Origin of the sequence: Antarctobacter sp. (assembly GCF_034670325.1) — a bacterium.
Classification (GTDB): Bacteria; Pseudomonadota; Alphaproteobacteria; order Rhodobacterales; family Rhodobacteraceae; genus Antarctobacter.
This window is the reverse complement of record NZ_JAXMNR010000002.1, coordinates 41387-54966: the sequence shown is the minus strand read 5'-3', so window position 1 is coordinate 54966 and position 13580 is coordinate 41387. Positions and strand designations below refer to the sequence as shown.

Annotated in this window: 12 protein-coding genes; 9 read left to right on the top strand and 3 right to left on the bottom strand. The window is 61.0% G+C overall.

Going from position 1 to position 13580, the window contains the following annotated elements; genetic code table 11:
- Positions 1 to 53 precede the first annotated feature (53 nt).
- The 4 genes from VOI21_RS05465 (at position 54) to VOI21_RS05450 (ending at position 4777) form a co-directional block, all read left to right on the top strand.
- Positions 54 to 1901, top strand: a complete 1848-nt coding sequence (locus VOI21_RS05465) for a hypothetical protein (RefSeq protein WP_323768526.1) — start codon at positions 54 to 56, stop codon at positions 1899 to 1901.
- The gene (locus tag VOI21_RS05460) at positions 1902 to 3596 is read left to right on the top strand and encodes a hypothetical protein (protein WP_323768524.1); all 1695 of its coding nucleotides are present in this window, start codon (positions 1902 to 1904) and stop codon (positions 3594 to 3596) included. It begins immediately after the preceding gene.
- Positions 3597 to 3770: 174 nt separating this feature from the next.
- Positions 3771 to 4271: a hypothetical protein gene (locus VOI21_RS05455; RefSeq protein WP_323768522.1), complete on the top strand. Its 501-nt coding sequence runs from the start codon at positions 3771 to 3773 to the stop codon at positions 4269 to 4271.
- A gap of 65 nt (positions 4272 to 4336) precedes the next feature.
- A complete protein-coding gene (locus VOI21_RS05450) occupies positions 4337 to 4777 on the top strand; it encodes a hypothetical protein (protein WP_323768520.1) in 441 nt (146 codons plus the stop codon).
- A gap of 134 nt (positions 4778 to 4911) precedes the next feature.
- Here the strand turns inward: VOI21_RS05450 and VOI21_RS05445 are convergent, their stop codons facing one another.
- The gene (locus VOI21_RS05445; protein ID WP_323768518.1) at positions 4912 to 5160 is read right to left on the bottom strand and encodes a hypothetical protein; all 249 of its coding nucleotides are present in this window, start codon (positions 5158 to 5160) and stop codon (positions 4912 to 4914) included.
- Between the two features lie 58 nt (positions 5161 to 5218).
- Positions 5219 to 5458, bottom strand: coding sequence for a hypothetical protein (locus tag VOI21_RS05440; RefSeq protein ID WP_323768516.1), 240 nt, complete (start codon positions 5456 to 5458; stop codon positions 5219 to 5221).
- Between the two features lie 233 nt (positions 5459 to 5691).
- Here VOI21_RS05440 and VOI21_RS05435 point away from each other — a divergent pair, with 233 nt between their 5' ends.
- Both VOI21_RS05435 and VOI21_RS05430 read left to right on the top strand, forming a co-directional pair.
- Entirely contained in the window at positions 5692 to 5949 is a 258-nt protein-coding gene (locus VOI21_RS05435; RefSeq protein WP_323768514.1) for a type II toxin-antitoxin system ParD family antitoxin, read from the top strand.
- Positions 5939 to 6289: a type II toxin-antitoxin system RelE/ParE family toxin gene (locus VOI21_RS05430; RefSeq protein ID WP_323768512.1), complete on the top strand. Its 351-nt coding sequence runs from the start codon at positions 5939 to 5941 to the stop codon at positions 6287 to 6289. Before VOI21_RS05435 ends, VOI21_RS05430 begins: the two co-directional genes overlap by 11 nt.
- A gap of 50 nt (positions 6290 to 6339) precedes the next feature.
- Here the strand turns inward: VOI21_RS05430 and VOI21_RS05425 are convergent, their stop codons facing one another.
- Complete coding sequence (locus VOI21_RS05425; RefSeq protein ID WP_323768510.1) at positions 6340 to 8703, bottom strand: hypothetical protein; 2364 nt, start codon at positions 8701 to 8703, stop codon at positions 6340 to 6342.
- Between the two features lie 507 nt (positions 8704 to 9210).
- On the opposite strand from VOI21_RS05425, the gene VOI21_RS05420 reads away from it, so the two are divergent.
- From VOI21_RS05420 to VOI21_RS05410, 3 genes are all read left to right on the top strand, one after another.
- Positions 9211 to 10521 (top strand): tyrosine-type recombinase/integrase, encoded by a 1311-nt coding sequence (locus VOI21_RS05420; protein ID WP_323768508.1) that lies wholly within the window; start codon positions 9211 to 9213, stop codon positions 10519 to 10521.
- Positions 10454 to 11809, top strand: a complete 1356-nt coding sequence (locus tag VOI21_RS05415; protein WP_323768506.1) for a hypothetical protein — start codon at positions 10454 to 10456, stop codon at positions 11807 to 11809. Before VOI21_RS05420 ends, VOI21_RS05415 begins: the two co-directional genes overlap by 68 nt.
- A gap of 454 nt (positions 11810 to 12263) precedes the next feature.
- Positions 12264 to 13301, top strand: coding sequence for a hypothetical protein (locus VOI21_RS05410; protein ID WP_323768504.1), 1038 nt, complete (start codon positions 12264 to 12266; stop codon positions 13299 to 13301).
- Positions 13302 to 13580 lie beyond the last annotated feature (279 nt).

Below are 13580 nucleotides of genomic sequence, written 5' to 3'. Positions count from 1 at the left end.
CCCGCACAGCCCTCATCGAACGATCCATACAAACAACATGAACGGAATGCCCCATGCTTGATCTAACCAGCCGCCCACAGTCCTCCGCACGCGCCCTCGCGGCCGTCGGCGCTGCGCCCACGGCAAGGAACGAAGCTCGCCCCACTCTCGCCGATATCCGCGCCCACGTGTCGGCACGCACCAACCTCACGCCGTCGGTCAGGTCCAGATATCTCGGCACAATCGACGAGGTGGGGCGGATCATCAACAGGCCGCTGGATGCAATCCCGGCCGAGCTGGCACTGGTCGAGGAGCGCTTCCCGCTCGACGGGTTTGATCCCGAGCACTGGTCGACGAACGAGGCCTACCGTCTTTTCCGGCGCCGGCTCCAGGCGCCGCTGCGCGAGTTCCTCGGCGTGCATGCGGCGCAGGCCGCGCTGCGGGCGCAACAGGATGACTGGACCCGCCTCTTCGCCGCCATCGAACCGCTCACCAGGGGCCGGGTCGGCAAGAACGCGAAGTGGCATCCGATGAAGCTCTCGATGCTCAAGACCTTCGCGCTCGTGGCCCGCGCCTATGGCTGGCAACCGCGGGACCTGACGCTGGCCGAGGCGCAGCGGATTGACGCGGATTTCGTGGGCAACAAGCGGGACGCCAATGCCCGAGCGCTCCGGCGGCTCGATGAGTTGCGTGAGTTCCCCCAGCTCCTGCCCCTGCTGCCACCCCGTCCGATCGGGTTTTCGGCCGAGCGGCGCGTGCCACGGCTGGCAGCGATCGAACCCGCTTGGGAGGCCCAGTTCCTGCCCTGGATCGACGCGGTCACGAAGACCAACTGGGACCCGGTCGAGCAGGGGTTCGCGGACGAGCACGCGGGACACGCGCATGTCATGCGGTCCGCGTTCCGCACCGTCCTACGGATCGGGGTGGAGATCGGCGGGATCAGCCCGGATGCAGCCGATCTCAAGATCGTCCTCGCCGACGATGAGATCCTTTGCGCCATCGCCGGCGAGATGTTTGCGCGGCGGACACGGAGCCGCAAGGATAGCCATCTCGAGCCCCGGACATCCCGCAAATATCTCAAGGCGCTGAACCAGGTCCGCGCCCATCTCGGCATCGACACGCACATCATGCAACAGGTTCTTGCCAACAACGCGGTGTCCCGGATGGGCAAGAAGGCCGACCGATGCATGACGCCCGCAAACCGCAAGTTCTGTGAAAGCCTGGTGGAAAAACCCGTGCCGCGCAGGCGGTTTCTCGGCTCGTTCAAGAAACTGCGCGAGACTGCCGAGACCATCCTGGCGCAGATCGCCGCGGAGAAGCGCACGCTCACACCGGCGGAGATCTCGCGCGTGCGCATGCTCGGGACCGCGGCCTGTTTCGCGGCGATCGAGATCGGCGGCGCCCCGATCCGTGTGGAGAACGCCATGAGCCTGACCTGTGTCGGCGAGGACGCGCAGATCCGCGCTCCCCAGACCGGCAAGAAGGCGATCAAGGTGCTCATCCCAGCGGAACTGACCAAGAACGGAGCCGAAATCGAGTTCCCGATCCGCGCCAACAGGCATGGATGCCACGACACGATCCAGTGGTATCTGCGGGTCATTCGGCCGATGTTCCCGCACGCCGCGACGAGCCCGTTCCTCTTCCCGGCGGTGAAGACACCGGGCGCGCATCTCAACCCGGATTTCTTCGGCGCCGAGTTCGCGGGGCTCATGCGGACGGTCGTGAACCTTCCGATGACCCCGCACCAGATGCGGCACGGGCAGACCTCGCTGCTGCTCGACCGGCATCCAAACGAGATCGAGGTGATCGCGAAGCGCATCGACGACACGCCCGGCACGCTGCGTCAGTTCTACGGCTGGCTGAACGCGATGAAGCTCGTCGAGCGCGGCCAGGATCTGCTCACCGGACTCATGGAGGACTGAATGACCTACGACACGAGACCCCGCGAGGAGATCCTCGCAGCGCCCCATTTCGACGCCTTCCGGGAGACCGAAGGACTGGGCAGGGTCGGGCTGCGCGAGCTGCGCACCCTCGACCGGTTCTTCGCCTTCGCCGCCGAACGCGGCATTACCGTGCCCGCCGTTGCCGACTTCCTGGCCTTCGTCGCGGACGACCGCTCGACCCGGCGGCTCGACGATCTGCGCACTGCGTTCGACCGGCTCCTGCCGGACGGGACGCCCGTGCGGGAGACCGTCCGGGAGGCGATCCGGGCGAAGCGTCCCCGTAGCCGGTCCTGCGATCGTCGCAGCCGCGTGCTGCTGCGCGATGATCCCGTGATGGCGCCCTACCGGGATCTGCCCGCCTTCGACGACGTGCCGCTCGAGGATCTGCGCGTGCTCGCGCGCTTCCTCGCCTTCGCCGAAGCGCGGGGCATCACCGTGCCGACCGAGGCGGACTATCTGGCCTTCACGGCCGATACCGGGTCGAGCCGGCGCCTGCGCAGCCTGAAGTCCGCACTCGACCGCCTGCTGCCGGGCAATCCGGCGGTCCATGTGGTGCTGGCAGCGGCGATAGAGACGAAGAGCCCCGCGCGTTCGGGCCAAGGCACTGGCACTCCCCAGACCGTGGCGACGCGACGCGTCGATGCCGCGGAACTTCCAGACGCGTGGCGGACGCTGCTCGCCAGGATGCGACTCGGGGCGCTGCCGATGCACATAGCCACCCCGGCGGAGTCCGTGATAGACAGCATGGAAGACGTGCTGCGTGAATATGCGAAGGTGCAGCGGGAGACTGGTGCGCCCGTCGAGATTACCGTCGAAGGCGTGCGCCGATTGGAGAAATCGCGCGCGGCGCATGCGGCGGCACGCAAGGACCCGGCCTATCGCGACCAGGGCAACCGGCCCGCGACGCGGCATACCGCCGTGATGCGCCTGCGCCAGTTCGGCGCTGCCCTCGGGCTTGATCCACTCCTCCTGGCCGCGCTGCGCAAACATGAGGCCCTGCTCCGGCGGGACATCGGCGCGGTGGTGCCGCTGAAGTTCGCCAAGCTCGACAAGCTGCCCGATCTCAAAGCCACGTGGGGGACGGCCGCGCACCTGCTGGCCAAGAGCGTCGAGGCACCCCGGCGCCAGACCCGGCTGCGTCTGCTCAACGAGGCGGCGGTTGTGGCGCTCTGGACCCTGCTGCCGCTGCGCCTGCGTGACGGACAGCTCCTCTGGGGCCGGGATGTGCTGTTTGACGGCGCGCGTTACCGGGTCGATATCGTCACGGCCAAGGAAGATGAGCCCCTGCGCGGGGCGTTGCATGCCGTGCTGACCCCATTCCTCGACGCGCTGGTTCTGCGCGGGCTCGACCCTGTCTGGCTCGATGAGATGCGGGACAGGGCGGTGGCAGAGGAACTGCCGCTCTTCCGTGCCGTGAATGGCCGCCAACTCGCGGCCAGCTATCCCTCGACCGTATGGCGAACGCATTTCGGAACCGGCGCGCATATCTCGCGCAGCCGCGTGCATACCGAGCTGGGTCAGCTTGGCCCGGGGGGCGTGGAAACCGCTTTGGCGCTCAATGCACAGCGGGACCCGCGCACGGCCGCGCACTACCACGGCAACGCCGTGGCTGCCGCCCGACGACGCAGGGGCCAAGACATGGTCGACGCCCTGCTCGAGGAGTGTTTCGAGTAACGAGATCCGGTCTGGACGATCACGCCGATGGTGCAGTTCGTGCAGACTGAATAAAGTGGAGACAAGAGATCTCCGTTCCGCCGCGCGGTCGCCTGTGACGCGCGGCGGAACGGAGATCCCTGGTCTCGAAGGGTGTTTCGCTGGCGTCGTTTCACACGCCAAGAGGATCCTTCCATGTATCACCAATCCCATCCCATTCTCCCTGACATGACCAATGCTGGTCACCCCGTGCGCGGCGATGTCGTGCTGTTCCGCTTCCCGGTCACCGAAGAAGACGCCGAGCCCGGCGCGCCCAAACGGCGACCCTGCCTGGTGCTCGACACCTTCGAAAGTGGCGGTGAGCGCTATGTCGAGCTCGCCTATGGGACCTCCGTCAGCACGAGGGCGAACCGGGGCTACGAAGTCATGGTCAAGCAGCCGGCCTCCCGCGCCGTCGCGGGGCTTAACAAGCCGACACGCTTCATCGGGGCCCGCAGGATCACCGTGCACATCGACAACAGCGGATTCAACGGCCCGACAGATGGCCCAACCATCATCGGTCGGCTGGACGAAGCGCTCCTGAACAGGATGAACGCCGTCCGGGCGCGCATCCACGCCGAAGCCGACATTGCCGCGCACGACCGCGAAGAGAGACGCAGGGCGAAGCAGGCGCGCAAGGACCGCGGTTTCCGGTAAGGAACCGCGCTCTCGCCGCTGCTCCCCCACTTCGACCAAGCAACCCACCCAAAGGACTCAACCTCATGAACATGCGATTCAAATCACCCGCCGAGATCACCGCCATGGCCGCCTCGTGCTTCCCGCTCGCGCGGGCCGCGGCAACCGGAATAGACCAGGACGTGCTCGACCTCGTCGCGCCAAAACCCAAGCAGGAGGCCAGGAAGCTGGCCGCGCTCCTGCGGGCGGGCAAGATCTTCGACAAGGGCATCCTGGCGATGCTTCACGACCTCGTGGGCGTGCTCGACGCCGAGATCGCCGAAGGCACCTGGGTCGAGACCCGTTACGACCCCAGCCCGGAAAATGTCTCGAGTGACAAGTGCTGGGGCAAGGAGCGGCTGACGCCAGAGGCGGATCGCCTGTCGAACGCGCTCGCCGTGCTCATCGAGCTCTACGCGACGCTGTCGTCGGTCCATGACCTGCTGCGGGCCGAGCAGGTCCTCCGGGAGCTGCGCGCGGCGTCCTGACCCGAACGCGCGGGGCTGGAACAGTCGCAAGGAACCTGAGCGAGGAGGCACCCGTGTATCGACCAAGCGCGGGTGCATTCCATCGCCGTCTAAACGTCCTTGGCAGACATGCACGAATGGCCATCGTTATCCCCTCAGCTCTCTTCCTCGAGACAGGCTACCTCGCCCAGATCAGTCGAAATCGTGAGCCAGGTCGGCCCGCCGGGACCGGTTTCCTCGAAATCCGCGATCAGCGCCACGCTGGCCGGCAGGGTCGAGAACGGTGCGAGGTCCCTGTCGTCATCAGCGATGGCGGTGATCGCATCCTCCGCGGTTGGTCCTGTGGCAAGAACGCTGTTCATGTCGTCGTTGAACGCGATGTAGCCGCCGATGGTGTTCTTCATGGTATCTCCCCCGTCTTTCAGGATCTGCGGTGGACGCGAGCCCGGGTCGGTCCGGTCTTCATCGCCAGTGGCGCAAGGCGAGGCGGATGGCTGTCCTGTTGAACACCGCACCGTCGGACGTCCTCTGGCCGGACAGTTCCTTGCCAAGGATTTCCGCAGCGCGGCCTATCCCGACCTGATCGACGAGGTCGCAGGTCATAAGATAGAGGCCCTGGTCATTGCTGAACTCCACGGCGATGCGCCACGCGTTCCAGTTCCTGTGTCCGTTGTAATCGCTTCGCTTTGTCTCGGGTTTCATTCCTCGATCTCCTTTACGTTTTCTGAAAAGGAAATCGCTTCGATGGCCGCTCCGCGGAAACGCATCGGATGTCAATTTGGGGATACAGATTGTTTCCGGTTCTCCTCGGGTTCCAACCCAACGGTGAATAGGGGCGAAGAGGGTTGGCACCTGGAAATCGACCGCGCTTCGGCGCGTGTTGACACAGCGACATTCGAGGGCAGATACTACTCAGTAGCACAAACGGAGTCGACATGAGCGTGAAAGCATCAATTTCCCTCACAGAGGCCCAGGAGGCCTACGCGCGTGATCTCGTGGCCCAGGGCAGGTATTCCAGCCTGAGCGCGGTTCTCCAACAGGGGCTGGAGCTACTGCGCGAGCAGTCTGAAACCACAGATGCACTTCGGGAACTCCTCGACCGACGCCGTTCGGGCCCCTTTGTATCCCTGGACCAGGGGCGGCAGGCGACACGCGACATGATCGCACGAAAGCGGAGCGACCGTGGCCTATGAGGTTATCCGCGCCGCGGCTGTCACTCTTGACCTCGAACTGATCTTCGATTTCCTCGTCGATGCCGCCGAAGGGTTCGGCGAGGACGCCGAGACGGCCTTTCGGCGCGCCGAGCAACGCCTCGACGAGATCGAAAGCAACATGGACGGTCTGGGCGAAGTCCCCCATCAAGGGACGATGAGGCCGAAGCTTGGCGATGGGATCCGCAATGTCACGAAGGGCCGCGCGGTCTACTATTTCGAGGTCGACGATGACCGGCAGGTCATGCGCGTGCTGGCAGTGTTCTTCGGCGGTCAGGATCACGAGGCACGCATCCTGTTGAGACTGCTTAACCAGTCCTGACAGGGACCCGGGCACATCGTCCACCTCGTTCGATTGAGCCGGTGTGGATTTCACCGGTCCAGGCCCTTGCTTCCGAAGACGCTCGCGGCATCCAGCGTCGGGATTGGTGCGAAATCGCGCAACGGCCCATGCGCCGCCTCGATGACGCTCCGCGGGTCTTCCCCGGTCCGGACGAGGACAAGACATATCTCGACCCTTGCGCGCGCCACATCCCTGCGGATCCGGGCGGCGTGCAGGTCAAAACCCCTCACACCGCTATTGATATCATTCATAGCGGCGCGAGGGTTTTCCCGAGTGCGGGCCAGCCAGGATTCCGCTGCCTTCGTATTCGAGAAGGTGTCAGGGGCGCATTTCGGCAGTTCCTTGGCTGTCAGGATCAGGGTCCGGTTTCCGCGTGTGGCCTCCTGCAAGGCCTCGCCCAGCCGATCAGTCTGCAGGATGAGTTCATCGAGCCGCACGAGTTTGTCCACGGGAAGACCGGGAATAGGGATATTGCAGAGCAGGATGACCCGCTTGCGATAGCGCGCCCGGGCGAGCCGCAGGCGCTCGACAAGCTGGCGGGTGCAGCATTCCCGATGCTGCATCTGGATTTCGCGGATCCGCTTGTCAGGGTGCATGCGCACCGGCGCCGCTACACTCTCCCCTGAGGTCATCTCGTAGGGGACATACATCTCGGGCATCTGGCGGCGCCCGTTCTTGTCGGCTTCCACAAACTTCAGCGGCTGGTCGTCCTTGTCACCGAAGAGGCTGCGGCCCTGGTCCTCGAGGGCTTCCACCGGCAGCTCGTTCCGGCCCAGAACGATCACTGTGGAGTAGTCCTCGTAGCGGTTCGAGCCGAGCGCCCGATCCCCGAACCACAGCCAGCTCGCGCCGAAGAGCTTCTCGTTGAGCATGATTGAAATGGCCTCGGCGTCGGGGGTCGTCGGGGAAACCTTGCCGGCTTCCTCAAAGAACTTTCGGGCCACCTTTTTCGTGCAGCCCACGAGGACACCGCCGGCGCGGTCGTTTCGGTCGCGCGCGACCTCAGTCTCGATCAGTGTCTTGCACGTTTTGCGCAGGTTGTCGGATCCGAGCAGGCGCGAAGTGCTCATTCGAAGGTTCGACACCTGGGTGATCTCCGCATTGGGCTTCAACCGCTGAGTGCAGATCTCGATCCCTGGAAAGAAGGTGCCGAGGATGGTCTCGCTGGCATCCGCGTCGAGTATGAGGGTCGGGATATTGCCCTGGACCTCCCTGGCACCGTGAAGAACGACCTCCTCGACCTTCGTCGTGTCGCCGTTTGCGGCCGTGTAGTGGCGAGTGCGCAGTGTGACACGATCCGGTCTCGCCCGGCCGAGCTTCCGCGCATCCGCCAGGGCCTCCCAGATCCGCGCGCAACGTTCGGCGGCGGATTTGCAGGCCTGGATTCGCGCCAACGCCTCGATTTGCGCTTCGATGGTCATGTCCGGCTTGATCGCCGGCAACTGCTCGACATTGTCCCGCTCTTTCTCGGCGAAGCTGCGGTATTGAGCCGCTTGATACGGCAGCTTCGACAAGTCGCGGTCCGCGCGAAGTGCGTCGACCACGGCCTCCGCGGCCAGATGAACGAGGTGGCCCCCAACTGGCGCGCATTCCGGCCCGGGGAACCGTTCCTGCCGGGTGAAAGCCTGCACCGGAACGACAGTCTGGCGGAGCATCTTGGGCCAGAACTTCTCGTCGATCACGCGCAGCGCCTTGTCACGTCCGGTTGGCGTCGGGAGATAAACGAAATTGTGCGCGGCATAGCGATCGACAGGAGTTTCCTCGGGCAAGTCCAAGCTCTGGCGCTGATAGGCGCAGGTATCGAAATACGGGCAGCGCCGCACGGTCTCATCGGCACCCTGCCCCTCGCGCAACTGACACAGCGTGTCGCCGACCTTCAGTCCGGCGCGGGCGACCTTCTCTGCCAGCTCCCACTTCCGGCACATGCGGACGCCGGGCTTATCCGGATCAATCGACGAACGGCCGCGGATCCGCGTTGCAGGGGTCGCGTTCCCTTTGATCGCCTGCGCCCTGTCGCAGGCTTCGGCGGACAGATCTGCAGTGGGGGACAGGAAGAGCACGTCGTCGCCGATAAGTTCGCGCGGCTGGCTGGCGAGGATCGCTTGGGTTCTCGTCGTCTTGCCACTGCCCGGGCTCGGGGCGAGCGCAAGGGCTGCAGCGCGTTCTTTGCTTTTTGAGTCGTGGGCGGCAGCGTCGGCGAGAATGGTGTGCACCGTTTCGTCGATTGTGCGTGCGACCTCATCAAGGCTGGCGAAACGCGTGACCGGTGACGGATGCAGCCAAGGCACAACGTCCGTGCCGGCGAACTGGCCACGAGCGTTGCGGATCGTGGGAGCCGTGCCAGCGTCGGCTTTGGCGGTGGAGGCGGGGGTGGGGTGTGCATAATGTGTCATGCACATGATTTCGGATCGCACGTGCGCGCGTGGTTGGAATCTGACCTATCTCAAAACGGTTATTACCTAAAAGTTTATGCTTATGCTTCGGGCGACGAGTTCGTTTCTCAAGACGTCAACCTGAAATCCGAGACGCGATCGAGCGAGGAGCGGGATGCTTCCGCCTATCGAGTTCGGATGGTAGCGGAGACTGAGACGCGTCGAAGAGCCGTAATGCAATTCAAAGATGGCAACAGGTCATCGCCTTTGTTGGACGCGTAACACTTGCGCGCCGCCTGCGGATGTGCACATATTTAATCATTCGATGCGCTCGCAGAGGCCGCATCTTTGATATTGTTGGATTTTCTCGCTCAGTCTCCGCCCCCTACCGCCGGAGCCATAATCCCCCGATTTATTGATATGATCCAATAGATCCGGGGGTATGGCAGTCCAAAGCGGACCCTTTTTGGACCCTTTTAGGTCAGCAACGGTACCTTTCTCGTCGCGAACGGACTAACTGTCTCAGTTATGACGACCGATGATTCCGGCATGAGAATGCCCCGTTATGTTCAGCAGCGGCCTTCCGGCCTTTTCCGCTACAAGCGAAACGTCCCCACGCGCCTGATTGAGCGTCTTGGGCGCACCCATATCTACCGTAATTTGGGCCACTCCTACGATAACATGATCAAGCTCCTTCCCAAGGCACACGCCGAGGTTGAGGCGTTCTTCAAGCGTGCTGAGGCAGAGACGAGCCGTGAACGCACGCTTGCCGTTGTCGAAGCTCACTTTGGGTCTGAAGCCGCCGAGATGATCGCTGCCGGAAGGGTCGACGAGAACCTGGAGTATGGCCTTTGGGCACTTCATCAGGAGTTGGAAGACGAGGTAGACGGACATGTTATTGGGAATCTGGCTGCCGCAGCGGTGCCCAAGGAAAAGCTGACCTTGGCGCGGGCCTTCGAACTCTATGCCGAGTTCAAGGACGCAGAAGAAAACAAGAAGCTTCTGAATTCGCTAAACAAGGCTCAAGAAGACCTGCAGGCGTCTATCGGGCAGGTCAAGCTCAGCAAGCTCAACATCTCCGACCTAACCCGTGAAGACGCTCTGAAGTACCGGGACCACCTGTTGCAGCGAATCGCGCCAAACAGTGTCACAAGATACATCAACATTGTTCGCGCCGTCGTGAACCACGTCGTTGATGAACGCGGCCTGATCCTGAAAAATCCGTTTCAGAACCTGAAGGTAAAAGGTGCCGGAAACTCAGCCACAGACCGCCTCCCCCTGTCATCGCAGGAAGCCGAGCTGGGCTATGAGGCTATGCGCCCCCGCGCTGACCTGCTGACGATCTACTGGGCGCTCTGGGAGACCGGTGCAAGAATGGCTGAAATAACAGGCCTTGAGGTACAGGATATGAACCTGCAGGAGCGCCAGCTTGAGATCAGGACCAATGCCATACGGGGCCTGAAAACAGCCAGCAGTGCCCGAATACTGCCGATCTCCGATGATCTTCTTCAGGCATTGCAAGTTCACCGACAAGGCAAAAGCGATACTGATCCAATCTTCGAACGGTACGGACGTCAAGGCGGCAATACGGCTGCTTCAGCTCTAATGATGAAGCGCCTCCGGAAGATTATTCCCGAGGAGAAGAAGTCGCTCCACAGCCTGCGACACAAAAAGAAAGACGATCTTCGGAATGTCGGCTGTCCCGAGGAAATCAGCAAGGCGATCATGGGGCACAGCAGTGCCGAGGTCGCGTCTCGCTATGGATCGGGATATGGCCAAGACATCCTGCGCGGCTGGCTGGAGAAAACGTGGCGAGGCCCCCGCAGTGCAGCAAGCTAAGCAACCATACCTAAACGCCCGTCCGTTCGACCCGCACCGGCGTGCAACATCGGATTCCATGCGCAACCTGATCAAGGACGTGATGGTTCAACTCGACGGTTATGAACTCTTCATGAAAGAACGAAAACGAAAACGCAGCGAGAGTGCTCAGAAGATCTATGAACTTACGGTCGAAGCAATACTCTGTGACCTTGTCTACCGTGAACTTGAGCAGCCTAGAGGTCGGGTTCATCTGAGCCAAAGCAATCAGGTTCTGCGAAAAGCGTCACGCTACAAGGGCAAAGCCATGGGCAAGACGCTGCCCTTCATCCTGAAGGTTATGTCTTCCCTGGAGATGGGATTCATAAAGTTGATTCCGGGCAAGGCAAAATTTTCGAGTAGCGAAGGTTCTCCGACAATCGTGGGCGCAGGGAAGCAAACGATCATCGCCGCTGATGGCTCCCTTCTGAGGAATATCGACACATTCGGCGTTTCTGTTACCGACATAGGACGTTCCGAAGACGAAGAGACCATCCTCCTGCGTGGGAAAAAATCAAAGGGCGATCAGCCCGGTCCGCTGATCGAGTATAAAGACACTGAGGAAACTGATCTACTCAGGCAACAGCTCACCGAGATCAACTGTTGGTTGGCACAAGCGGATCTCGACCACGATCACGACGATGTAAAGCTCACTGACCGGCGCTTGCGACGCATTTTCAACAATGGTGACTTCCAGCAGGGAGGGCGACTTTACGGCGGCTTCTGGCAGCGCATGAAACACAGTGACCGCCTGACTTGGCTCTATATTGATGGTGATACGCCCGTGGAGCTCGACTACGGGCAAACGGCGTTGCTGATCCTCTATGGACTGGAGGACGCCCAAGTTCCTTCCGGCGACTTATATGACCTTAGTGAATTCGGTATCCCCGCTACCTGTCGACCCGGAATCAAAAAGGTCATCCAAGCCTCAATAAACTCTGAGAAACCATTGAAGCGAATGCCAATGGGGGCACGGACGACCCTGCCCAAGACCTTCTCATTGAACCAAGTAATGGATGCGATCCACAAGAAGCACCCGCTGATCTCCCACCGCTTCAATGAGGGTCTCGGGCTGAAGTTAATGCGCGCGGAATCTGATATCCTGATCGAAGTCTTATTGGCACTCAAAAACCAAAAGATCGTGGCCCTCCCTGTGCATGACGCTGTCTTGGTCAACGGAAATTACGAACAGGAGGCAAAGGCTGTCATGGTAGAGACGTTCAAGCGCCACACAGGCCTCGTACCAGAGGTCACAGCTTCCTATGCATAGCCGCTCCCGGAACCAACGCAACGATAGAAAATACGAGGCCGTACTGTCCATCATCTAACTTATATTAGATATTATATATAAGAGGTAGTATGGGGTGGGGTACTATAGGATAAAGACCCCCTCCCCTCATATATGGGACCCGTATCGCATGGTTTTACTACATCTCCTTCAAAAACATCCCTATGTGATCATCCGGGATGGAAAGGGTAGATCTTGGTCGACATCGGGCGGAGAGCCGTCATTCGCTGCGAGACCAGAGGCATCGGATGGCCCAACCAATGCAGACATCTACGAACTATCTAGGTTTGCGTCTTAGTGCCAAAATGAAGGGGTTGCGACGAGCGCGAAAGCCAAAGGAACACGTCCATGTGGCCGACGCGTGTCAATTGGTACTCACTTGAATATTTGGCGCGCCTGTCGGAAGCTGCCCGTTGAATTGATTGGATGCCCAAAGATGCTCTATAAGGATTTGATTTCCACCTATGGCTCTTCGTTAGCTGCCAAGTCTGCACCTCGAGATGATCCGGTCTGGCATGTGGGATGGTCGGAGGAATTACAGTTGTTTCGAGAGTATGCTCTCGGCGCCCTGCAGCTAGCCAAGGTATATTTACTCGATCATTTGGCCGCAACTTATGCTGATACCTTGCACGATGCCGTCCAAGAGAAGGCGGAAGCCATCGGTGTTCCTGCGATGGACATTCTCGGCGAGGTGAAGCTTCCGGCTAAGGTCACATGGGTTGAGTTGGACTATCGGGCGCTTGCGATCGCACGCTTCGAACGGGGATCGCCAACGACCGCTCATGACGACAAGCCAATCGGCTCTGGCCTGCGCGGCTATCTGATTGATGACCGAAACGACGATCATTTGCGCGTCACGATGTTCAGCCGCCCTGAAGGAAGCAAGATCATGGATCCGATTTGCGCTTTGTTGGTCAACCGGACAGCCGAAGGACAACTGGATTACAATAATGTCACCGAGGACCTGAGCCAGTCGATGGTCAACTTTCGCGCGCGCATAGGGGATTCTAAGAAAAAGATCGACGCTCTTCGGTACTTGCATCGCATTGATACCGGGGCCGATCTATTCATTCCATATGCCCTCTTTGCGATGTTGGTTTCCCCCGATTTGGGTGGCATTATCCCCGCCGAAACCGAGACCTTCACGGCCAAAGATGCAAAGACGGCTCGAAAGTTCGGCAAGCCTTGGATCCTCGGCGCGCAGAAATCACATCTAACAATCCGTATAGGTCCGCAGGCCGCAGCGCATATGCGTGAAAGGCAGGCACGCCTTGAATTTGTACGACAAGCACAAAGTGAGCGAAGTGGGCCCGTTCGACATTGGGTAAGTGAGCATGAGCGACGCTACCGCAGCGGCAAAGTTGTGTTGGTCAAAGGGCACCAGCGAGGCCGCGAACCTGAGCCAAATCTGCCAACGCGCGTCATGGGGCCAAGGCCGGACACCCTCGATTTTGTATACACACTAAAGGATTGATGACCGAGAAAAGGGCGGATTCCTGACATTCTCTGCACGTGCGAACCAAGCCTTGCCAAATCGTGGAAGCGGACGCACCGCCAAGATCGTGTCGCCGAACCTCGGCTGACGTCCAAGGAAGGCCGCTGTATACTCGCTTCGATAGCTGAACTGGAGTGTCGCACTCACAAGAGCCGACTTTACCTGAGACTGTTCAGTTCGGGCTCGGAATCGACGATGCAAATGAGTGCCTTTTGCTGAGAGGGTGGAAAAGCTACCTCATGTGCCCACGTTACCCGG